Source organism: Azospirillum sp. UENF 111221, assembly GCF_058780625.1.
In genome coordinates, this window is record NZ_JBSNCH010000005.1 from 1,239,024 (window position 1) to 1,261,044 (window position 22,021).

Sequence of the window (22,021 nt, forward strand, 5' to 3'; positions counted from 1 at the left end):
GACGACCCCGGACGGCCGCTGCGCCCTTTGGCATATATCACGATACGGGGGGATGTTCAAAATGCCTCTCCTGTGACCGCCGCGGCACAAAAAATGGACTGTTCGCCCGTGAAAGCGTCCGGACGCCCACCACCCGCAGTCCAACGAAACAGGCAAACATCCGGCGTTGCGGTTTATTCCAACGATGCAGAACGACTGCTTTCCCCTAGGTCATTCATGGGTCTCTTCGGTTACCGGCGCGCAAGGCCGGCCCATACCGGGGCATGTGGCATGCTTCCTGAAACCGGCTTTTTGGAACAGGTCGCAATTGCTGACCTTTTTAGGTTCCGCGCAGCACCCCCGTGCCGATGGAGGCCCCGGCCATGAGCCTTTTCAATCGCTTTTCCGTAGGAACGAAGATCACGGCGGCCAGCGCCGGTATTCTGGTGTTCCTGGTGCTGATCGGCGGCATAGGCGTGGCGGCCCTGTCGGAGGCCGGCGGCGCGGTGGACACCTACCGGCGGCTCGGCCAGCAGACCAACGAACTGGGCGCATCCAGGCCCTGATGCTGGAGATGCGCCAGCAGGCCACCCGCTTCCTGCTGACCGGCGATCCGGAGGTCGGCGCGACCGTCCGGCGCACGGCACAGGAGGCGGCGCAGACCATCGACAAGACCCGCGCCTTGGTCACCGACCCTGCCCTGTTGCAGACCGCCGACCATATGGCGCAGGAGATCGCCCAGTATCAGGAGGCCTTCGCCGCCACGATGGATTTCCAGGCCCAGCGCAGCAAGGCCATCTCCGAACTGGACGAGATCGGCCCGCGGCTGGAAAGCGCACTGGACAACATCATGGACAGCGCCAGCACCGGGGGTGACACCGACGCTGCCTATTTGGCAGGCATGGCGTTGCGCCACATGCTGTCGGCCCGGATTTCGGCGACGCGCTACAGCGTCGACGGCTCTCCGGCACTGGCCAGCCAGACCCGGTCCCAGTTCACCGACGCCGCCAGCCGTGGCGGTGCGATGATGGCGAAGCTGACCGACATGGACCGCCGCAAGATGGCGATGTCCTACACCGCCATGCTGCGCGTCTACATCACCGGCTTCAACGGCGTGGTCAAGGCGACCACCGAGCGTGACCGGCTGGTCAACGAGGTGCTGATCCCCGTCGGCGACTCCATCGCCAAGGAGGCGGAGCAACTGACCGTGGCGAGCGTCGACGCCCAGAAGAGCCTGGGCATGGCGACCGGCGCCTTCATCGACAAGGCGCGGGGCGGGATGACGGTTGCCTCGCTGATCGCGGTGGTGCTGGGGCTGGCGACGGCACTGCTGATCGGCCGCGGGCTGTCGCGGCCGGTGGTGGCGATGACCGACCGCATGACCCGCTTGGCCGGCGGCGACCGCAGCGTCGACATTCCCGGCCTGCAGCGCGCCGACGAGATCGGCGGCATGGCCAAGGCGCTGCAGGTCTTCAAGGACAGCCTGATCGACAGCGACCGGCTGGCCGAGGCCCAGCGCGCCGACCACGAGGCCCAGCGCAGCCGCGGCGAGCGCATCGACCGGCTGACCCAGGAGTTCGACCGGCTGGTGTTGCAGGCGCTGGGCCGGGTGTCGGCGGCGGCAACGCAGTTGCAGGCGACCGCCCAGACCATGTCGGCAACCGCGGAGCAGACCACCCGGCAGGCCGATGCGGTTGCCAATGCCTCGCATGAGGCGACCGGCAATGTGGAGACGGTGGCCGCGGCAACGGAGGAGTTGACGGCATCCATCGCCGAGATCGGCCGGCAGGTGGCGGAAAGCACCCGGATCGCCGGACAGGCGGTCGCCACCGCCGAGAAGACCGACGGCACCGTCCGCGGGCTTGTCGATGCCGCCCAGCGCATCGGCGAGGTGGTGCAACTGATCACAGACATCGCCAGCCGAGACCAACCTGCTGGCACTGAACGCCACCATCGAGGCGGCCCGCGCCGGCGAGGCCGGCAAGGGCTTCGCCGTGGTGGCGTCGGAGGTGAAGAGCCTCGCCAGCCAGACCGCCAAGGCGACCGAGGAGATCGGCAGCCAGATCGCCGGCATCCAGGACATCAGCCGGCAGGCGGCAGGCGCCATCGCCGAGATCGGCCGGGTGATCGCCGAGATCAACCACATCTCCACCACCATCGCCGCCGCGGTGGAGGAACAGGGTGCCGCCACCAAGGAGATCAGCCGCAACGTCCAGCAGGCGGCGCGCGGCACGCAGCAGGTGTCCGGCAACATCGCCGGCGTGTCGGAGGCCGCAGCCTCCACCGGCGATGCCTCGCGCGAGGTGCTGACCGCCGCCGACGGGCTGAACCATGAGGCAACCGACCTGCGCGGCTTCGTGTCGCGCTTCCTGTCCGACATGCGCGCAGCGTAAGAAATCGCAACCGTTCCAAGCGGCACCATGACAGTTATGGCGCCGGCAGGCCCCGAAAAGACCGGGACTTGCCGGCGCCATTGTCTTGCCGGGCAGCCCTGCTGCTCTGCACGGTTACATTCCCCTTGCGCCGGGACGCCCCCTTGGGCACATAGGCCTCATGATCCTGACCCCCATCGCCATCGACGACATGCCGAAGGCCATCGCGGCCTTCGACGCCCATCTGGACGGCCATGCGCAAGCGCGCGCCGCCTTCCGCCGGATCGCCGCGACCTGGCCCGTGCGGCCGGACGCCGAGCCGGGCGGTGGCGTCGACACGCCGGCCCACCGGGCGGATGCGGTGCGGCTGGCCCATGCCCACGGCATCGACACGCTGGACGAGCCGCCCAGCCGCTCCTTCATGTGGGACGGCAAGGTGATCCGCACCGATGTCGAAGCAACGGTGATCGTGCATGAGGTGGCGCACTGGCTGTGCGCGGCGCCGGAACGGCGGACGCTGATCGATTACGGCCTGGGTCCGGGCCCGGAGACCACTGCCCGCAAGGAGGCGCGCGCCGACAAGCGCCTGTGCTTCGAGGACTGCATGCATGAGGAGCAGCAGACGTCTCTGCTCGGCGTGCTGTGGGAGGTCGAACTGGGCCAGCCGGGGATTCTGGCTTTCCTGGAGCAGAACTGGATGGAGCATTGGGAGCGGTCGAGCACCGCCGCCTTCTTCATCCGCCATGCCGAGGAACTGTTCGCCCACGGCCTGATAGACGCCGACGGCCGGCCGACGACGGCACGCGCGTGGGCGGATGCGCGCAAGAAGGTGCTGGAGAGCGTCTGACGTCTCCGAAAAGGCTGGCAGCTGGACCGAAAAACGCCCTCTCCCACACAATGCGGGAGAGGGCGTTTTTCGTTTTACCTCACCGCCACACCCCCACCATCACGCCGCGGTGATGCGGGTGATGAAGGCTTCGATCTCATGGTCGAGGCGGTTGAAGCTGCGCGACAGTTCCTCGGTCGTGTTCTGCACCGATCCGGCGGAGTGGCCGGTGGTTTCGGCGGCTTGCTGGACCAGACGCATCTCCTGCATCACCGCCATGGTGTCGACGGCGGCACGCTGGGACCGGGCGCTGATGTCGCGGGTGGCGGCATCCTGCTCCTCCACCGCGGCGGCGACGGTGCCGAGGGACTCGTCGACCTGACGGATGGTGCCGACGATGGCGCGGATGGCGCCGACCGCCGCATGGGTCGCGGCCTGGACCGCGGCGATTTCAGCACCGATCTCCTCGGTCGCCTTGGCGGTCTGGTTGGCGAGGCTCTTCACCTCCTGGGCGACCACGGCGAAACCCTTGCCCGCCTCGCCGGCGCGCGCCGCCTCAATGGTGGCGTTCAGCGCCAGCAGGTTGGTCTGGCCGGCAATGGACTGGATGAGGCCGACGACCTCCTCGATCTTGCGGCTGGCTTCGCTCAGCCCCTGGACGATGCTGTCGGTGCGGCCGGCCTCATCCACCGCACCACGGGCGAGCAGCGCCGACTGGCTGATGGAGCGGGTGATCTCGTCGATGGAGGCGCGGAGCTGTTCGGCACCGGCCGCGACGCTTTCGACCTCGCTGGTCGCCTCCTGCACCGAATGGGCGACGCTGTCGCTGTGGTGGCTGGTCTGCTTGGCGTTGTCGAGCATCGAGTTGGCTTCGTTGCGCATCGACGTCGCCGACCGCACCACCTCGCCCATCATCGCCTTGACCGATGCCTCCAGGTCGTTGGCGAGCGCCGTCATCGCCTGCCGCCGCTCCTGCTCGTTGCGCAGGCGCATCGCCTCCTGCTCCCGCGAGAGTTCCTGCACGCGGACGGCGTTTTCCTTGAAGACCTGAACCGTGCGGGCCATCTGGCCGATCTCGTCGCCGCGCTCCGCAGCGGGGATGTCCGCCTCCAGGTTGCCGCGGGCCAGCCGCTCCATCACGTCGGTCAGGCGCACGATCGGGCGGGCGATGTTCATGCCGATGAACAGCGCGACGCCGACCGTCACCAGCAGGGCCGCCGCGGCCACCGCCATGAAGGCCTGGGTGGTGTTGTCGACCGATGCGTTGACCTCGGCGTAGGCGTCGGTCGACACCTTGCGCTTGTAGGTCAGATAGTCGCGGCTGGTTCCCTGCAATCGCGTATAGGCGGCCTGGACCTCCTGCAGGAAGTCCAGCGGATCGACGCCCATCTTCAGCAGGTCGAGGAAGCTGCCCACCTTCGCCAGATAGGTGGCGGCGTCGGCACCGAACCGCTCGAAGAACTTCGCCTCCTCGTCGGTGTCGGCGGTGGCGCCCTTCAGCGCCTCCGACTGGCCCTTCAGCTTGCCGAGCTGGTTGCTGAGGGCCTTCATCTCCTCTTCCACCGCCTTCGGCGAGGCGTTCGCGCTGCTGAGGATCACCGTCCGGTACATGCCGGCGTGGGCCACCGTCAGGGTGTCGGTCAGCCCCTGGATTTCCGCTTCCCGCGTGAAGGAACGGTTGAACAGGGCGTCGAGCAGCGTCGACTGCTGGGTGATCGCCGACCAGCCGAGCAGCGCGATCACCAGCATGCCGATGATCGCCGTCGTCGCCGGAATGGCCATCTTGACGGGGATGTGGAAGTTGTTGAGGAGGGTCATGGGGCACCTGCGTCGGCCGGCTGTCCGTGGCGCGAACGATCCGGTATGGCATTGGGGCGGAGGAACGTGCGGCGGCCGCGCGACGCCGCTCCGGTCGATGAAAGCCTGCGGGGACGGACTCCCGCGCCGGTTCCGGGAATGGCATCGAGGCGGCCTGCCCGCCGGCACGGCCATCGCTGCGCCATCTCACCCGGAAAATCTTTTGCAATGATTAACGCGCTTATTTTTATGCGAGTCTTTGATATGACACAATTGCTATCAATTTTCTTCGGTCCTGAAGCGTTCAGAGTCTTGAGCATACTATGATATGCGACAGAAGAGGCGGATTTATTGTTATCCGGAAAGATGCCGGCCAGTTCCCGCTGCCGAACCGGCGGCTTATCATATTCCGTGTTCTGGAAGATCAAGACACAGCCTTACCGATATCATGATGCTTAGAAATTCATACAATTAGAGGCTAACAGGATTTTTCTCTCCCATCAATGGCGGTAACAGCGGCCACACTGCCGCATGCGGCGTGGAACACGCCGCCGCCCCCTTCGGATGGATCGACGGACCCATCAAGTAAATTCAGCGTATTTGAAATTTCTCCGGCAATACCCGTGGGTCGTTCCGGTCCGGCGTCATCCTGCGGACGACACCATGAAGGCAATGGAGATCGACACCGGCGACAGCAGGGTTGAGATCAGCAGAGACATCGACACTACCTCGCGCCCGGCATTGTAGCGCTCCGCGAAAACATAGGCGTTGATGCCGATGGGCAAGGCCGCGGCGGTCACGGCCGGGGCGACCCACAGTGGCGGCAGGTCGAAGACCTGGGTGGCCAGCAGCCAAGTCAGCAGCGGGTGCAAGCCGGTCTTCAACAGCGCCACCACGGTGGCCGGCAGCACCGCGCCCGAGGCCGGGCTGAGCGCCAGCGACGCCCCCAGCGTGAAACAGGCACAGGGAAGAACCGTCTGCGCCATCATGGTGAAGCTCTTCATCACCATGGGCGGGATCGCCAGATGGATCAGATTGGCGGCCAGCCCCAAAATGACCGACACCACCAGCGGGCTGGTCAACGTCGCCTTGGCGGCGTCCAGCGTCGCCTTCACCGGCCGCCCGGTCCGACCGTTGCGCGCCGATCGCTGGGTTTCCGCCAGCATGGTGGCCGAGGTGAACAGCAGGGGCGATTGGAAGACGATCAGCAGCATCACCGGCACCGCCACGGTCGGCCCATAGGCCTCCATGATGATCGGCGATCCCAACAGCGCGATGTTGGAAAAGGAACTGGCAAGGCCGATGGGAGCGATCTGCTCCCGCCGGCCGGCCATCCGCATCCACAGCCCGCCGACCAGGAAGACCGCGACCGCCGCGATGTAGAAGGAGCCCAGCACCGCCCATTCCAGCGGGTCCGGGATGTCCGCCCGCGCCATGTTGGAGAACAGCAGCGCCGGCAGCGCATAGATGCCGAGGAAACGGGAAAGCCCCTGGACCATCGCAGTGCTGAAGCCACGGTAGCGCGCCGCCCAGAAGCCAAGGGCGATCAGGCCGAACATCGGCAGGACGATCTGGAAAATCAGCGACATGGACTCGGCACCATGGGGGCGGGGTCGGCAGCGGCCGGCAGTACGGCCGACGATGCGGGGGCTTTCCTTTACACGGTTCCGCTCAGTCGGCGGGAACGATCTCCAGCGGCGGGACGCCCAGCACGTCCACCAGGGTGGCGCCGGCCTCGATCTGCTCGGTCCATCTGCGCTCGCGCTCCAGCAGGGCGAGGCTCTGGGTCAGGGCGGCGTCGGCGAAGGCCAGCGGCACCACCACCACGCCATCCTCGTCACCCAGGATCAGGTCGCCGGGATTGACCGGCACGCCGCCGATGGCCGCAATGACGTCCATCTTGCCGCCGAAATTCTTGTGCGGGCCGCGGGCCACGGCACCCTTGGCGAAGACCGGCAGGCCCAGCCCGCGGATCTCGTGCAGGTCGCGGACAGAACCGTCGACAACCAGACCGCCCAGCGCACGCCGCTTGCAGCAGCGCACCACCCATTCGCCGGCCAGCGCCACGTCGTCCAGGCCGCCGCCGGCCACCACCACCACGTCACCCGGTTCCGCCAGGCTGACGGCGTGGTGAACCATGCTGTTGTCGCCGGGCATGGTGACGACGGTGCGGGCCTGACCGCAGATGCGCATACCGGGGACCATCGGCTTGATCCGCGAATCCATGCTCTGACACCGGTTCATCGCGTCGGAGGCGACACTGCTGGGAACCGACGACCATTTGGCGAGGGCATCGGTGGACAGCCGGGGATAGTCGACAAGATAGCGCTGCATAGCCATGACGGTTTCCTTTCCTGGTATCTGGGTCTTGGTATCCGGGCTTCGCATCCGGGTCGGGAGGTCGGGGTCGAAGTCCGGAGAGGCGGAGGTCGGCAGAGGCCCCCGGTGAGGGACCGTCTCTCGAGTCCGGCGAGGTTGGACGGAGGTGGGGCGGGGGCGGAGCCGAACGGTGCTTTCAGCCATCCCGAATTCCTGCGCCGAATTCCTGCCGGAACCACGGCGGTGAAGCGGTGCCGGCCGGGCGAAGGCAAATGGCCGGAGCATCCTTTCACGGGAATGTTTCTGAATTTTGACCCGATTTTCCGCAGAGTGTTTTCGTTCGCTACAACCCCCGGAGCCTTAGACGCTATTTATTTAGATTTTGAAGTGTACCTTCCCATGCGGTCATACGCAAGGAGGTTGACAATCTGTAAATAGGTCATAGGAAATTTTGCATCCCCTTTCGGGTTATACAAACACGGTGTACAGCCTAAACGAGAAATCATTGGAAAATCGCAACGGTCACTGACAACGGGCACAACTGCGGCCATGCTGGACGGCCTTTGGCCGGAATGGGAGGAACATCATGCTGTTTCACTCCGACCAGCCGCCTACAATTGTATGATGATCGGGCTTTGACTTGCCGCAATTGAAAGCTGAAAGAATGAGATGGATCGTCGATCCCGCCGGTCAGCGATCCCATGGGCGATCATCCCCCCACGGAGGGCTTGTGGACCGCAAGCCGGCAAGTCCGGATGGACTGAAAACAGGGGGGAGAAAATGCGAAAGGCCGGCACCCGAAGGTCCGGCCTTTTGAAATCGCATACTCCAGCTTGAAGTCTGGAGGAAATTGGAGCGGGCGAAGGGATTCGAACCCTCGACCCCAACCTTGGCAAGGTTGTGCTCTACCCCTGAGCTACGCCCGCGCTCCATTCCATCGTCCGGCGTTTCATCGGTTCAGACCGTTGTCGCTGCCGTCCGGCGGTGTGCGGCGGACTATACTCATCGGCCGACGCAATGCAAGGGCCTTGTTTCAGTTTTTTTCACCGGCTGGACGATTTTCCGCGCACCCGGTACAAGGTCTGTCATGGACACCGCATCGACCTCCCGTCCGGACGCCTCCCTTCCCGATGGGGACGCGCCGCTGCCGACCTCGCCGGATCAACTGCTGGCGCGGCTCGACGCGCTGGGCATCCAGGCGACCACGCACAGCCACCCGCCACTGCACACGGTGGAGGAGAGCAAGGCCCTGCGTGGCGCCCTGCCCGGCGGCCATTGCAAGAACCTGTTCCTGAAGGACAAGAAGGACCAGCATTGGCTGGTGGTAGCGCTGGAGGACGCGAAAATCGACCTGAACCGGCTGGACAAGGCCATCGGGTCGGCGCGGCTGTCCTTCGCCTCGGCGGAGCGGCTCTGGCGCTTCCTCGGCATCCGGCCGGGATCGGTCACGCCCTTCTCCCTGGTCAACGACACCGGACAGAAGGTGCGCGTGGTCCTGCAGCAGGCGATGATGGAGCATGACCTGCTGAACTATCACCCGCTGCTGAACGACCGCACCACCGCGATCCGGCGGGACGATCTGATGCGGTTCATCCGCGCCTGCGGTCACGAACCGGCGGTCGTCGAGTTCGGCCGCACGCAGGAGTGACGGGCCGGCGCCTCTCCGCAGCGCCTGTCCACACAATGCTTGCCCACGCAATGCTTGCTTGAGCCGCCCTGCGCGCTCACATATGTCGCCAACGATGAGGATCCGGGCCGGCCGGATCGGCAACTCCATGGCCCACCGGGATGTCCTAATGGGCCAGGCATCACCAACGGGACCGAAACACGCCATGTTCTCCATGCCCCCCGCCAATGGCTCCAAGCCCGCCGCTCCTGCCGGTGCCGCCCCCGGTGCCGCTGAGATCGTCAAGGACACCACCGACCGCGCCTTCATGGCCGACGTGATCGAAGCCTCGCGCGATGTCCCGGTGATCGTCGATTTCTGGGCGCCCTGGTGCGGCCCCTGCAAGCAGCTGGGCCCGATCATCGAGAAGGTGGTGCGCGCCGCCAAGGGCGCGGTCCGTCTGGTGAAGATCGACACCGACGCCAACCCGATGATCGCCTCGCAGCTGCGCGTGCAGTCGATCCCAGCGGTCTATGCCTTCTTCCAGGGTCGCCCGGTCGATGGCTTCATGGGCGCCGTGCCCGAATCGCAGGTGAAGGCCTTCGTCGACAAGCTGGTGGCGCTTGCCAAGCAAGCCGGTGTCGGCGGCGACGACATGCTGGAGGAGGCCTTCGCCCAGGCCAAGGAGATGCTGGAGGGCGGCGACCTGCAGGGCGCGCTCGACCTCTACAGCCAGATCCTGCAGGCCGAGCCGGAGAATGCCCAGGCCTATGCCGGCATCGTCCGCTGCCTGATCGCCGCCGGCGACTTGGAGAACGCCAAGCAGATGCTGGCCCAGGCTCCGGAAGCCGTCGCCAAGGATAAGGAGCTGGCCAATGTCCGCGCCGCTCTCGACGTGGCGGAACAGGCCGCCAACGCCGGCCCGATTCCGGAGCTGATGGAGAAGGTCGCCCACGACCCGAACGACCATGCCTCGCGCTTCGACCTCGCCATGGCGCTGTTCGCCGCCGGCAAGCGCGAAGCGGCGGTGGACGAGCTGCTGGAGATCTTCAAGCGCGACCGGACCTGGAACGACGACGGCGCCCGCAAGCAGCTGGTGAAGTTCTTCGAGGCGTTCGGCCAGAACCGACCCGCTGACGGTGAAGACCCGCCGCCGCCTGTCGACCATGATGTTCAGCTGACGCTTTTTCCGAAAAAAGGACGGCTGTTCCACCGGCGAAGGGGTTCTATCTGATTGGCATGACCAGAAACCCCTTCGACCCCGAGTTCAGCCAATTGCCGGCGATGATGCCGATCTTCCCGCTGGCCGGCGTCCTGCTGCTGCCGCGGGCGCGGCTGCCGCTGAACATCTTCGAGCCCCGCTATCTCGCCATGGTCGAGGATGCGCTGGGCAGCGGCCGCATGATCGGCATGATCCAGCCCCTCGACCCCGCCGGGCGGGAACGCGAGCCGGCCGTCTATTCCTGCGGCTGCGCCGGCCGCATCACCAGCTTCTCCGAGACCGACGACGGCCGGTGCCTCATCACCCTGACCGGGGTCGCCCGGTTCGAGATCGGGCGGGAGGTGGAAGGTGCGCGCGGCTATCGGCGGGTCGTGCCCGACTGGCGCCCCTTCCGCGCCGACCTGGAACCCGAGTCCTGCGGCGACATCGACCGCACCCGGCTGCTCGGCGCCCTGAAGACCTATTTCCGCGTCCAGGGCCTGTCGGTCGACTGGAAATCCATCGAATCGACGCTGGACGAACGGCTGGTCAACTCGCTGGCGATGATCTGTCCCTTCACGCCTGGTGAAAAACAGGCGCTGCTGGAGGCGCCGACCCTGGCGGACCGTGGGAAGCTCTTGATCGGGCTGGTCGAGATGGCCATTCTCGACAGCCATGACGGGGACGGTCCGCCGCCCAAGCATTGATTCCTTCCAATCACCACGAGACACGACATGGCGACGCCCGAGGACAAGAGCAGCGAAGCGAAAACCAACGCCCGCGTCGATCCGAAGCTGCTGGAGATCCTGGTCTGCCCGCTGACCAAGGGTCCGCTGCGCTATGACGCCGAGCGTGCGGAGCTGGTCAGCGAGCGTGCCGGTCTGGCCTATCCGATTCGCGACGGCATCCCGATCATGCTGATCGACGAGGCCCGCAGCCTGGACAAGGCGGGGGCGGCGCGATGAGTGCAGGGGCCGAGACAGGAGACGGGTTCGGCACGGTCCACTGGCCGACCGAGATCCGCCTGAAGAAGGAGGAAAAGCGGCTGGAGGTCGATTTCGACGACGGCCGGACCTTCTCCTACCCGGCGGAGTTCCTGCGCGTCGTCAGCCCCTCCGCCGAGGTGCAGGGCCACAACCCCAGCCAGAAGCAGACGGTGGCCGGTCGCCGCCATGTCGGCATCATGCGGCTGGAGCAGGTCGGCAACTATGCCATCCGCATCGTCTTCGACGACCTGCACGACAGCGGCATCTTCACCTGGAAATATCTCTACGAGATCGGCACCGAACAGGAAGCCCTGTGGGCCGAGTATCTTGAAGAGTTGCAGTCCAAGGGCCTGAGCCGCGACCCGCGGCGCTGATGGACTCCCTCTCCCGACCCAGGCCGGGAGAGGGTGGCCCGCTCATTTCTTCCAGATCGGCTTTCCGCTGCCCGGCAGTCCGTACAGGTCCCATTTCCGGCTGACCGCGTCGACGACCTCCTCGGTCATGTGCAGCTTCTCGCCCCACTCGCGCTTGGTTTCCGGCGGCCATTTGTTGGTGGCGTCGAGGCCGACCTTGCCGCCCAGCCCCGATTCCGGGCTGGCGAAGTCGAGATAGTCGATAGGCGTGCCTTCGATCACCGTGATGTCGCGGGCCGGATCCATGCGGGTGGAGATCGCCCACATCACGTCCTTCCAGTTCCGCGCGTCGATGTCGTCGTCCACGACGATCACCCACTTCGTGTACATGAACTGGCGCAGGAAGGACCAGACGCCCATCATCACCCGCTTGGCATGGCCGGGATAGGCCTTCTTCATGCTGACCACCGCGATGCGGTAGGAGCAGCCCTCCGGCGGCAGCCAGAAATCGACGATTTCCGGGAATTGCTGGATCAGCAGCGGGATGAACACCTCATTCAGCGCCTCGCCAAGCACCGACGGCTCGTCGGGCGGCCGGCCGGTGAAGGTGGACAGGTAAATCGGCTTGCGCCGCATCGTCATGGCGGTGACGGTGAAGACCGGGAAGGGCTCGACCGAATTGTAATAGCCGGTGTGGTCGCCGTACGGCCCCTCGTCGGCATACTCGTCCAGGCTGACATGGCCTTCCAGGACGATCTCCGCCTGGGCCGGCACCTTCAACGGCACCGTCTTGCACTCCACCAGCTCCACCTTCTTGCCGCGCAGCAGGCCGGCGAACTGGTATTCCGACAGGGTGTCGGGCACCGGCGTCACCGCGGCCAGGATGGTGCCGGGATCGGCCCCCAGCACGACGGCGCAGGGCAGCGGCTCGCGCTTGCCGCTGGCGGCCCAGCGGTGATGGTGCTGGGCGCCGCCGCGGTGTTTCAGCCAGCGCATGATCGTCTTGTTCTTCCCCAGCACCTGCATGCGGTAGATGCCGAGGTTGAAATCATCCTCCCGCTTCCCCGTCGGCCCCTTGGTGACCACCAGCGGCCAGGTGATCAGCGGCGCCGGCTCGCCCGGCCAGCAGCTCTGCACCGGCAGGCGGCCGAGGTCGATGTCGTCGCCGGTCAGCACCACCTCCTGGCAAGGGGCCGATCCGACCGTCTTCGGCTTCATCGACAGCACGGTCTTGGCGAGCGGGATCAGCTCCAGCGCCTCGCGGAAGCCGCCCGGCGGTTCCGGCTGCTTGAGGAAGGCCAGCGTCTCGCCGACCGCGCGCAGCTGGTGCGGCTCGCGGTCCATGCCCCAGGCGACCCGCTCGACCGTGCCGAACAGGTTGACCAGCACCGGCATCTCCGAACGCGTGCCGTCGGCCTTGATGACATTCTCGAACAGCACCGCCGGGCCGTTCTCGGCCAGCAGGCGGGTTTGAATCTCGGTCATCTCCAGCACGCTGGACACCGGCTCCTTCACCACCACCAGCCGCCCCGCCTTCTCCAGCCGGTCGATGAAGTCGCGCAACGAGGTGTAGGGCATCGCAGGGTGTCCAATGTGGTGGTGCGTCCGAAATGGACGATAACCTTCAACTCGGCGGCCGGTCCGTCAAGTGCGGTGGAGGCTAATGCAAAAACAAAACCCCTTCCCCACCCCGGGTGGACCAGGGGTCCGGACAGGGGCGGGAAAGGGGCTTCGTCAAACCTCATGAACCAGGGTGCGAGACCCGGTCCGGGATCAGTACATGTGCTGGCCGCCGTTGACCGACAGGGTCGAGCCGGTCATGAAGCCGTTGTCGTCGTCGACGAGGTACAGCACGGCCTTGGCGATCTCCGACGCACGGCCGAGACGGCCGACCGGGATGCGGGCGACGATCTTCTCCAGCACGTTGGCCGGCACCGCGCGCACCATGTCGGTGTCGATGTAGCCCGGCGCGATGGCGTTGACGGTGATGCCCTTGGCAGCGCTTTCCTGCGCCAGCGCCTTGGTGAAGCCGTGGATGCCGGACTTCGCCGCGGCGTAGTTGACCTGACCGTACTGGCCGGCCTGGCCGTTGACCGAGCCGATGTTGACGATGCGGCCGAACCCACGCTCGCGCATGCCGTCGATGACGTTGCGGCACATGTTGAAGCAGGAGGAGAGATTGGTGTGGATCACCTTCTCCCACTGATCGTAGGTCATGCGGTGCATCACGCCGTCACGGGTGATGCCGGCGTTGTTGATGAGCACGTCGACCGGGCCCAGGTCGGACTCGATCGCGGCGATCCCCTTCTTGCAGGCGTCGAAGTCCGCGACGTCGAACTTGTAGGTCGGGATGCCGGTGCGGGCGGTGAATTCCTCGGCCGCCTGATCGTTGCCGGCATAGTTGGCGGCGACCTTGTAGCCGGCATTCTTCAGGGCGACGGCAACCGCCTCGCCGATGCCGCGGGTGCCACCAGTGACGACTGCAACACGAGCCATAGTTCTTCTCCCCAGATTTAGTGATGGTTGGTTGGTTTCTTTGACTTTTTATTGTTGGGCATGGGACTCCCTCCGCAGGTCCGGCGGATGTCCCAAGCCTTCGAGCGAAGCGGGCCGCTTCCGTTTCCAAAAGCGGCCCGTCCGGTCCTCAGTCGCGCTGGACGCAGAGGGCGATGCCCATGCCGCCACCGATGCACAGGGTGGCGAGGCCCTTCTTCGCATCACGCTTCTGCATTTCAAACAGCAGCGTGGTCAGCACGCGGGCGCCGGAGGCGCCGACCGGATGGCCGAGCGCGATGGCCCCGCCATTGACGTTGACCTTGCTGGTATCCCAGCCGAGGTCCTTGTTGACGGCCAGCGCCTGGGCGGCGAAGGCCTCGTTCGCCTCGATCAGGTCGAGGTCGTCGACGGTCCAGCCGGCCTTTTCCAGCGCCTTGCGCGAGGCCGGGATCGGGCCAGTGCCCATGATCGCCGGATCGACGCCGGCGGTCGCCCAGGAGACGATGCGGGCCAGCGGGGTGACGCCGCGCTTGGCCGCGTTCTCCGCCGTCATCAGAACCAGGGCGGCGGCGCCGTCATTGATTCCCGACGCGTTGCCGGCGGTCACCGTGCCGTCCTTCGAGAAGGCCGGGCGCAGCTTGGCCAGCGATTCCTCCGTGGTGCCGTGCTTCGGGTACTCGTCGTCCGAGACGACGACGTCGCCCTTGCGGCCCTTGATGGTGACCGGGACGATCTCGTCCTTGAAGCGGCCGGCCTTCTGGGCGGCTTCCGCCTTCTGCTGGCTGGCGGCGGCGAAGGCGTCCTGCTCCTGCCGGGTCAGCTGCCACTTCTGGGCGACGTTCTCTGCGGTGGTGCCCATGTGATAGCCATGGAAGGCGTCGGTCAGGCCGTCGCGCAGCATGGTGTCGAGCAGTTCGGCGGAGCCCATCTTGGTGCCGTTGCGCAGGTGCATGACGTGCGGCGCCATGCTCATGCTTTCCTGGCCGCCGACGACCAGGACATCGGCATCGCCGTTCTTGATCGCCTGATAGCCGAGCGCGACGGTGCGCAGGCCCGACCCGCAGAGCTGGTTGACGCCGACGGCGGTCGCCTCAACCGGGATGCCGGCGTTGACGGCGGCCTGACGGGCCGGGTTCTGCCCCTGGCCGGCGGTCAGGATCTGGCCAAAAATCACCTCGTTCACTTCCGCCGCATCGGTCTTGGCGCGGGCCAGCGCTTCGCGGATCGCGACCTCGCCCAGGACATGGGCGGGAACGGCGCTGAGGGCGCCGTTGAAGCTGCCGATGGGCGTACGGGCGGCACCGGCGATGACAACCTCGGTCATTGAACGCTCCTCGAAATAGGACAGTTTTATTATAGCGCTGGTGGGACGCTCGGAGTGATTCTTACCTTAAGTCGGGCAATATGATGGGTGCAAGCTGGCTGAAGGTCGCGGCGCTAACCTGTCGCAGCAAGCCATTCGGCCAGAGGATTCCACACTCCGGTTTCGGCACCGGCGCTCACCACCATACCGATATGGCCCAGCGGCGGCCTCAGGATTCTGGCGCCGGGAATCGCGGCGGGCAGCGCCAGGGCCGAGGCCGGCGGGACGATGCGGTCGCGCTCCGGGATGAGGGCGAGCGTCGGCACGCGGATGGCACCGGGATCGACCGGCAGCCCGGCGACCATCCAGGCCCCCGCCATCGTGTCGTTGCGCCCGTACCAGCCGGCCAGCGCGTCGCGCGCCACACCGGCCACCAGCGGCACCCCGTCGTTCAGCCAATCCTCCAGCGCGACGAAGGCGGTGGCGGCACGGGAGCCGGGCGCCATCCGGGCGAAGCCCGAGAATTTCTTCAGCGCCAGCAGCGGGTCGAGCTGGGCGAACAGCGCCTGCAGGGCGTCGGTCGGCAGTTCGCCCCAGCGGTCCAGCACCGGTCCCCAGGGCTGGATGAAGGTCGCCACCCGGCGGGCGGTCGCCGCATCCTCCGCATGGAAGTCCCAGGGCGTCGCCATCAGCCCCAGCCCGGCGAGCGAGCGCGGCCGGCGCTGCGCCAGCGCCGCGGCCAGCAGCCCGCCCATGCAGTAGCCGACGACCGGCACCGGCGCGCCGGCCGTCTCCACGGCGAAGTCCAGCGCGCGTTCCAGCCGTCCGGCGATGTAGTCGGTCAGGGTGAAGCGCCGCTCCAGCGGCCCCGGCCTGCCCCAATCGAGCATGAGCGGCCGGAAACCATGCGCCGCCAGCCAGCGCATCAGGCTCTTGTCGCGCGACAGGTCGAGGATATAGGCGCGATTGACCAGCGACGGCACGAACAGGACCGGCCGCCCGCCCCCTCCCTGGCCGTAATCAAGCAGGCGCGATCCGCCTTCCGTCCAGACCGCCGGCGGATCGGGCAGGTCGCGGCGGTAGGGGTGGCTGCGGTAGCGCTCGATCCCGGTCAGGACGGCGTCGATCCGGCGGCGAACCTCGCGGTCAACCTCCCTTGCCAGACGGTCGCCGGGACCTTGCGCCCTTTCCCACGTTCGGTTTTCCCACTTTTGGGCGCTCTGCAGCCGGTCCGCCCGCGCCATCTCCTCCCGAAGCGCCGCCGCCCGGCTCCGCAGGGCCGGGTTCCAGGGAAGCGAGCCGTTCCTCAAGTGCGGCAATGCGGCCGAGGAGCTGAGCAAGCTGGCCAGAGCCGCCGTCAGATGCAGCGCCAGCGGGCGCGGTCCCTGCCGTTTCACCGGTCCCGCTGCCGGATTGGGCGGAGCCTCGCCCGTCTGCCTGTCGTCCGCCAGACGCTCGCTCATCGGAAGGCTGTCCGTGTTGGGGGGAGCCGCTGTTCGGGAATGGCCAGGGGTGGGGGTCCCAGCCAGTGCCGGGCATGGAACCGCCGCCGAACGCACCGAACCCCGCCTGACCGAAGCCGAACGGCCCCGCCCCCTGCCCCATCATCTGGAACATGCGGGTCATCATGTCGGCCATTTCCGGATCGGCGGCGCAGGCCGTCCATTGGTCCTGCCACAGGTCCAGGTAGCGGCGCGCCAGCGTTTCGTAGGAAGGCGGGTCGGCGGCGGACGGATCGGAGGGTCGGTCTGGATTCGACGGGTCGGCCATGGCCGGAGTATAGGGGCCGCCGGGCCGGCTTGACCAGTCCGGCATGGCCCCTTACCTGACCTTTCGGGTATCGGCGGTAGGCAGCCGCTTGCGCACCGATCCTCCATCCGCACCACCGGGCCGGGCGCAACCGCGGCGCTATGCCGCGGCGCAACGCTGGACAAATTGCTATCCCTTCGAGTAGTCCTAATGACGGAACAATTTCCGCCGCCAGTCACGCGTGTTCCGGAACTCCATGACCTGGAACGTGACCTGGAACGCGTCCCTTCTTGAAAGACTTAGCGATGGCCGACAAGGAAGACCAGAAGTCCGCTCCGATCACGATCAAGAAGTACGCCAACCGGCGGCTCTACAACACCGCCACCAGCAGCTACGTCACGCTCGACCATCTCTGCCAGATGGTGAAGGACGGGCTGGACTTCGTGGTCTATGACGCGAAGACCGGGGAGGACATCACCCGGTCCGTTCTGACCCAGATCATCGTGGAAGAGGAAAGCAAGGGGCAGAACCTGCTGCCGATCAGCTTCCTGCGCCAGCTGATCGGCTTCTACGGCGACAACATGCAGTCCGTGGTGCCGCGCTATCTGGAATATTCGATGCAGGCCTTCTCGCGCAATCAGGAGCAGATGCGCGACTATTTCCAGAACACGCTGGGCGGCATGTTCCCGTTCGGCCGGCTGGACGAGGTCAGCAAGCAGAACATGGCGATGTTCGAGCGCGCCATGCGCATGTTCACCCCCTTCGGCACCCCCGGCGCCGGGGACGAGGTGCCCGGCGCGCAGCGCCCGGCCGGCCAGCCCGGTCAGGGGGGCAACGCCGCGCCCGCCGCCAATCCGGGCGGCGCCACCTTCGACGAATTGCAGAAGCGGATCGACGAATTGCAGAAGCAGATTGCCAGCATCGCCATTCCCGGCAGCAAGTCGGACACGAAGTGACGGGCAGCCGGAACCGTCCGGCAGATTAGGGTCCCGGTCGACGGGAGGCGAGAAAGGCGGGGTCATACCCCGCCTTTTTCATTGCGCATGCGGGATCGGGCGCGCAGGCTTTCCCCCGTGCATAGGGGGCACCTTCTCGTCCGCGGCGCCGGTCCGGCTGATTTTTTGGATCGACCGGCCCGTCCAACCGTCAGGAGGGAACCGACCATGACCACCGAACTGACCGTTTCGATCACCATGGCCAGCGACGATCCGCGCGAGGTCGCGCGGTTTGAAAACCTTCTGCGCGATTGGCTCAGCCATCAGCCCGGCGTGGCCGGCATGGCCATCGCCGACCGCGGCAACGATGCGGCGGCCGAAAGCATCTGGCGCGCCGCCCGCAAGGCGACCTTCGGCCCGGCATTGAAGAACCCGTTCGCGCCCTGATGGGTTGTCGGGACAGTCGCCGAAAAATCGGCCCCTAAATCAGCCTCTGAACAGGTGCGGGACCATCGCCGCGTCCGGCCCGACACCGGACCCCAGCCGCGGGTCGGTGGATTCCCGCACCGCCATGCCCAGGCACTTGTCGCCGACGATCCAGGCGTGCAGGACGGCGCGGGTGTCCTCCTCCCTGAAACAGGACGGGGTTTCCAGCCAGACGGCACCATGGGCCGCGACATCCTCGCCGATGTCCGGCCCGTCGTCGGCAATCACCTCCCCATGCCGCAACATCCGGGTGGGCGCACCGTCCAGCCCGTGCAGGGCGCGCGCGGTCACCATCTCGGCACCGGCCACGCCGCTGGGATCCAGCGCCGCACGGCACAGGTTCGGGTGGCGCGGATACAGGTGGGACAGCACCGCCAGCAGGCCGTGGTTCGACCACAGCCAGCACCACAGCGGCGACAGCACGCTCATGCCGCTGCTGCGCAGACGCTGGAGAAAGCCGTCGTCGGCCAGCCCGTCCCACGGATAGAGCTTCGCCAACCAGGAGATCGGCTGCCCCTCGTCGTCGAGGAAGCGGCGGCCGTCCCAGGCGATGGAATGGAGCGGCAGCAGACGGGTGTCGATGCCGGCCTCCGCCGCGGTGGCGGCGAGATAGACCAGTTCGCCCTCGCGCACCGGGTCGGGGGTGGCACAGGTCGCATGCATGCGGCCGCGGCCGGGCACGCCCGTCGCCAATTCCTCCCAGCGCTCCACCAGCGCCTCGTGCAGGCCGTTGAACTGGTTGGCATCCGGCGCCATCGCCTCGCGCCAGTTGCGCTGGATCATCGAGGCGGCGAACAGCCCTTCGGTGGTGTCGTAGTTGCACCCGAGCAGCTTGACGCTGTCTCGCCCGTCATAGGCCAGCGTCAACCGGCCGGCCAGCCCACCTGCCCGTTCGTTGCGCCGTCCGCCGGCCCAGTAATCGACCCAGGACGCCTCCAGCATGCGCGCCAGATCGCCACGGATGCCGAGGGAGGCGAACAGCTTGTGCTCCATCACATGGCGCACGGCGACGGCGATCATGCTGTGCAGTTCGTCCGCCACGCTTTCGATCAGGTCGATCTGCGAGGCGGTGAACTCATAGACGGTGTCTTCCCGCCAGCCTGCCCCGGCCGACATGGCACGCACACCATAGGGGAATTTGCGGAGACCCGGGCGCCAGTCGGCCCGCGGCTTCATCGTCGTCCTGCGCATGCCGCCCCGACCGTCAGTGCCGGCAAGCCGCGCGGCACGTAGCCGAGGCGCGGCATATGAAAAGCCACAGGGAAAAGGTGACGGGCGGCAGGCTGGTCAACTGTCCACTGGTCAACGGTCAACTCCGGGGGAGGCCAATCCGACGCAGACGCGGATGCTCGCGACGCAATCGCTGCGACGCAAGCGCAGCCTTGCGTATGTAGCCTGCCGCGCCGCAGCGCGCCAGCACGCATCCGCAATAGTCCTCCCCAAGTGCGCGCACCGCGGCCGCATGAGAGGGGCCGCATGGGACTGGGGTCAGCCACGGACCCTACTCCGGGGCGCCTGCCGCGCAACTCCGGCCGCTGCGGTGAAAGGCAGCGGCGGCCCCTTGCCGGCGGGAACCGGTCGCCGGCACGGGACCGCTGCCTGTCAGCCAGCGCGCGTCAGATCAGCGGCGCCGACGGATGCCGTGCCAGCGAGCGCATCGCCCACAGGGCCAGACGGCCGCGGCGCGGCTTCATCGCAGCAACCGCCCGATGCAGCGACGGCAATGGCGGAACCGCCGACAGGCCGGGAACCAGCACCGGGCCATCGTCACGCGAGCCGCCCATGCGCTGGAGACGGCGGGCCGACAGCACGATGCGCAACACCTCTTCCTCGGACAGGCTCCGGCGGGCCGGGCCGGACGCGAGGCTTGCGGCCTCGCTCAAGGCCGCCCGTTCGGCCAGCAGCCCGGTCAGGCCCTTGGCAGCCGCCGTCAATGCAGCTTCATCGTAAAGGGCGAGGACAAGCGTCCTCAACCCGTGTTCCATCCGTGTGGACATGGTGGGCGCTCCGGAAAAATCGGAATGGCGTGCGATGTGGGTGCGTGTTTGCGTCGAAGCGTGCAGAAGAGAGTTTGCGGTTCGACAGGCGCGATTATCCGTGCGCGGCACCCGTTCGGCCATGCGCCCCAAGGTGGTAACACCCTGTCTGCGCCTTCCTGATGCGGAAAGGCCACAGTGGCTGTACCGATAAAGATCCCGGCTGGTTCGGCTCGGATCTGGATGAATTTTAACGATCGGGGATTGGCCGGGATTTTCCCGCCCCGGCAGACGGAAGAGAATGGTGGAGCCAAGGAGGATCGAACTCCTGACCTCTACAATGCCATTGTAGCGCTCTCCCAGCTGAGCTATGGCCCCACTATACTTCTCTTACTCTTCACCAACACTGAAAGTGTTGGTGCGCTTGGAGGGACTCGAACCCCCACGGCCTTTCAGCCACTAGGACCTGAACCTAGCGCGTCTACCAATTCCGCCACAAGCGCATCCGCGTTTCTTGGGGTCACGCGGGGCGCTCTATGTACCCAGGGCAGCCGCCGCGCTCAAGTAAAAAAATGCAATCGCGCAAAAGTTTTTCGGGAGACACGGCCGGGAGCTGACGCCCCCTACTCCGCCGGCTTGATCGCATAGAAGCGGTAGACCCGCACGCCGGCCTCGATGGCAGCGACGCGGCGGGCCCACAGTTCGACCTCCTCCATCACCGCCAGCTTGGTCGGGGTGTCGAGCTGGAATTTCTCCAGATGCTCGACCAGCCCCTGGATGGCGGACAGGATCAGGCCGCGGTGGGTGTCGGTGATGTCCTCGGCGATGCGCAGGTCGAGGTTGCGCTGGGCGAACGCATTGGCCATGCGGTCCTTGGGCCAGAGGTTCGGGGTCAGCGGCTCCTTGTCGCACCAGCTCTGCACCGCCTTGGCGCCCATTACATCCGCTTCGGCGATGTAATCTGTGATCAGCAGATGGCCGCGCGGCTTCAGCGCCAATTCCATCCCGTCGAACATCTGCTCCTTGTCGCGGACGAAGAACAGGCCTTCCTTGTAGACGATGGCGTCGACGCGCTTGGGATAGCCGAAATGCTCCGGATTGAAGGTCTCGACCGGCGCTTTCTTCTCCAGCCCCAGCTTGAAGGAGCGGACCATGCCTTCCTTCGCCAGCAGCTCCGACGCCTCCAGCCCGGTGACCCAGCAGCCGTATTTGCCGGCCATGGTGCGGCTGGTGCCGCCCAGCCCGGCGGCGAGATCCAGCACGCTCATCGCCGGGTTCAGGCCCAGCGGCTTGACCAGATAAGGGATGTGGTCGGCGCCGCCGGGGGTGTTGAAGCCCTCGCCCCACATCTTCTCGGCCACCTCGATGCGAGTGGCTGTCCACAGCGGCTTACCCCAGCGATTCATGCCTGGACCGGGAGCGGCGGGCTGCGGTTGCTCCGGTGCAGGCGCCGGCTCATCGCCTTTCTTCGCCTTCATGCCGGACAGGTCATAGCCTTCCCACCACGCGTACAGGCGCGTCTTCAGGCTCGGTCCGTGTCCGGACGCTCCGTCCTTGTCCGTCATTTCCGCATATCCGTCATCGCCGTGGCACCCCATCCGCCGAACGACTCCCGGTACCGCCGATCACCCCCGACC

The 22,021-nt window shown here is 66.5% G+C and carries 19 protein-coding genes, 3 tRNA genes and 2 pseudogenes; 11 read left to right on the plus strand and 13 right to left on the minus strand.

Annotation, left to right across the window (positions count from 1 at the left end; translation table 11 throughout):
- The first annotated feature begins 362 nt into the window (after positions 1–362).
- From ACWPN3_RS20370 to ACWPN3_RS20385, 4 genes and pseudogenes are all read left to right on the plus strand, one after another.
- The gene (locus ACWPN3_RS20370; protein WP_492261708.1) at positions 363–545 is read left to right on the plus strand and encodes a Tar ligand binding domain-containing protein; all 183 of its coding nucleotides are present in this window, start codon (positions 363–365) and stop codon (positions 543–545) included.
- An 8-nt stretch (positions 546–553) separates the two neighbouring features.
- A pseudogene (locus tag ACWPN3_RS20375) lies at positions 554–1,408 on the plus strand (methyl-accepting chemotaxis protein); the annotation flags it as partial.
- Between the two features lie 474 nt (positions 1,409–1,882).
- Positions 1,883–2,372, plus strand: a pseudogene (locus ACWPN3_RS20380) (methyl-accepting chemotaxis protein); the annotation flags it as partial.
- Between the two features lie 160 nt (positions 2,373–2,532).
- Positions 2,533–3,198 (plus strand): elongation factor P hydroxylase, encoded by a 666-nt coding sequence (locus ACWPN3_RS20385; RefSeq protein ID WP_109445782.1) that lies wholly within the window; start codon positions 2,533–2,535, stop codon positions 3,196–3,198.
- Between the two features lie 99 nt (positions 3,199–3,297).
- On the opposite strand, the gene ACWPN3_RS20390 is transcribed toward ACWPN3_RS20385, so the two are convergent.
- From ACWPN3_RS20390 to ACWPN3_RS20405, 4 genes are all read right to left on the minus strand, one after another.
- On the minus strand, positions 3,298–4,995 hold the full coding sequence (locus ACWPN3_RS20390; RefSeq protein WP_492240958.1) for a methyl-accepting chemotaxis protein: 1,698 nt from the start codon (positions 4,993–4,995) through the stop codon (positions 3,298–3,300).
- 623 nt (positions 4,996–5,618) lie between these two features.
- Positions 5,619–6,563: an AEC family transporter gene (locus ACWPN3_RS20395; RefSeq protein ID WP_109445777.1), complete on the minus strand. Its 945-nt coding sequence runs from the start codon at positions 6,561–6,563 to the stop codon at positions 5,619–5,621.
- 82 nt (positions 6,564–6,645) lie between these two features.
- Positions 6,646–7,314: an RraA family protein gene (locus ACWPN3_RS20400; RefSeq protein ID WP_109445775.1), complete on the minus strand. Its 669-nt coding sequence runs from the start codon at positions 7,312–7,314 to the stop codon at positions 6,646–6,648.
- A gap of 830 nt (positions 7,315–8,144) precedes the next feature.
- Positions 8,145–8,219: transfer RNA gene (locus ACWPN3_RS20405), tRNA-Gly, on the minus strand.
- A gap of 161 nt (positions 8,220–8,380) precedes the next feature.
- Here ACWPN3_RS20405 and ACWPN3_RS20410 point away from each other — a divergent pair.
- The 5 genes from ACWPN3_RS20410 (at position 8,381) to ACWPN3_RS20430 (ending at position 11,460) form a co-directional block, all read left to right on the plus strand.
- Positions 8,381–8,941 carry a prolyl-tRNA synthetase associated domain-containing protein gene (locus ACWPN3_RS20410; protein ID WP_492240959.1) on the plus strand — a complete coding sequence of 187 codons (561 nt, stop codon included), beginning with the start codon at positions 8,381–8,383 and terminating at the stop codon, positions 8,939–8,941.
- 184 nt (positions 8,942–9,125) lie between these two features.
- Entirely contained in the window at positions 9,126–10,133 is a 1,008-nt protein-coding gene (locus tag ACWPN3_RS20415; RefSeq protein ID WP_492261709.1) for a tetratricopeptide repeat protein, read from the plus strand.
- A gap of 5 nt (positions 10,134–10,138) precedes the next feature.
- On the plus strand, positions 10,139–10,807 hold the full coding sequence (locus tag ACWPN3_RS20420) for an LON peptidase substrate-binding domain-containing protein (protein ID WP_109445769.1): 669 nt from the start codon (positions 10,139–10,141) through the stop codon (positions 10,805–10,807).
- Between the two features lie 27 nt (positions 10,808–10,834).
- Positions 10,835–11,065 (plus strand): Trm112 family protein, encoded by a 231-nt coding sequence (locus ACWPN3_RS20425; RefSeq protein ID WP_109445767.1) that lies wholly within the window; start codon positions 10,835–10,837, stop codon positions 11,063–11,065.
- Positions 11,062–11,460 carry a gamma-butyrobetaine hydroxylase family protein gene (locus tag ACWPN3_RS20430; RefSeq protein WP_109445765.1) on the plus strand — a complete coding sequence of 133 codons (399 nt, stop codon included), beginning with the start codon at positions 11,062–11,064 and terminating at the stop codon, positions 11,458–11,460. Before ACWPN3_RS20425 ends, ACWPN3_RS20430 begins: the two co-directional genes overlap by 4 nt.
- A 42-nt stretch (positions 11,461–11,502) precedes the next feature.
- Here ACWPN3_RS20430 and ACWPN3_RS20435 read toward each other — a convergent pair whose 3' ends face one another.
- The 4 genes from ACWPN3_RS20435 to ACWPN3_RS20450 form a co-directional block, all read right to left on the minus strand.
- Positions 11,503–13,017: a UbiD family decarboxylase gene (locus ACWPN3_RS20435; RefSeq protein ID WP_109445763.1), complete on the minus strand. Its 1,515-nt coding sequence runs from the start codon at positions 13,015–13,017 to the stop codon at positions 11,503–11,505.
- A 195-nt stretch (positions 13,018–13,212) separates the two neighbouring features.
- The gene (phbB, locus tag ACWPN3_RS20440) at positions 13,213–13,935 is read right to left on the minus strand and encodes an acetoacetyl-CoA reductase (RefSeq protein ID WP_063635164.1); all 723 of its coding nucleotides are present in this window, start codon (positions 13,933–13,935) and stop codon (positions 13,213–13,215) included.
- A 148-nt stretch (positions 13,936–14,083) separates the two neighbouring features.
- Positions 14,084–15,259, minus strand: a complete 1,176-nt coding sequence (locus ACWPN3_RS20445; RefSeq protein ID WP_109445761.1) for an acetyl-CoA C-acetyltransferase — start codon at positions 15,257–15,259, stop codon at positions 14,084–14,086.
- A gap of 113 nt (positions 15,260–15,372) precedes the next feature.
- Positions 15,373–16,701: an alpha/beta fold hydrolase gene (locus ACWPN3_RS20450; protein ID WP_492240963.1), complete on the minus strand. Its 1,329-nt coding sequence runs from the start codon at positions 16,699–16,701 to the stop codon at positions 15,373–15,375.
- A gap of 591 nt (positions 16,702–17,292) precedes the next feature.
- Between ACWPN3_RS20450 and phaR the strand changes: the two genes are divergently transcribed.
- Both phaR and ACWPN3_RS20460 read left to right on the plus strand, forming a co-directional pair.
- Positions 17,293–17,943 (plus strand): polyhydroxyalkanoate synthesis repressor PhaR, encoded by a 651-nt coding sequence (gene phaR, locus ACWPN3_RS20455; RefSeq protein ID WP_109445757.1) that lies wholly within the window; start codon positions 17,293–17,295, stop codon positions 17,941–17,943.
- Positions 17,944–18,150: 207 nt separating this feature from the next.
- The gene (locus tag ACWPN3_RS20460) at positions 18,151–18,369 is read left to right on the plus strand and encodes a hypothetical protein (protein WP_109445755.1); all 219 of its coding nucleotides are present in this window, start codon (positions 18,151–18,153) and stop codon (positions 18,367–18,369) included.
- 39 nt (positions 18,370–18,408) lie between these two features.
- On the opposite strand, the gene ACWPN3_RS20465 is transcribed toward ACWPN3_RS20460, so the two are convergent.
- The 5 genes from ACWPN3_RS20465 to ACWPN3_RS20485 form a co-directional block, all read right to left on the minus strand.
- Positions 18,409–19,599, minus strand: a complete 1,191-nt coding sequence (locus tag ACWPN3_RS20465) for a glutathionylspermidine synthase family protein (protein WP_492240965.1) — start codon at positions 19,597–19,599, stop codon at positions 18,409–18,411.
- A gap of 425 nt (positions 19,600–20,024) precedes the next feature.
- Positions 20,025–20,405, minus strand: coding sequence for a hypothetical protein (locus tag ACWPN3_RS20470; RefSeq protein WP_492240966.1), 381 nt, complete (start codon positions 20,403–20,405; stop codon positions 20,025–20,027).
- 281 nt (positions 20,406–20,686) lie between these two features.
- Positions 20,687–20,762 (minus strand) — tRNA-Ala (locus tag ACWPN3_RS20475).
- A gap of 38 nt (positions 20,763–20,800) precedes the next feature.
- Positions 20,801–20,887: transfer RNA gene (locus ACWPN3_RS20480), tRNA-Leu, on the minus strand.
- Between the two features lie 120 nt (positions 20,888–21,007).
- Entirely contained in the window at positions 21,008–21,949 is a 942-nt protein-coding gene (locus tag ACWPN3_RS20485; RefSeq protein WP_247872927.1) for a methyltransferase domain-containing protein, read from the minus strand.
- Positions 21,950–22,021: the final 72 nt, after the last annotated feature.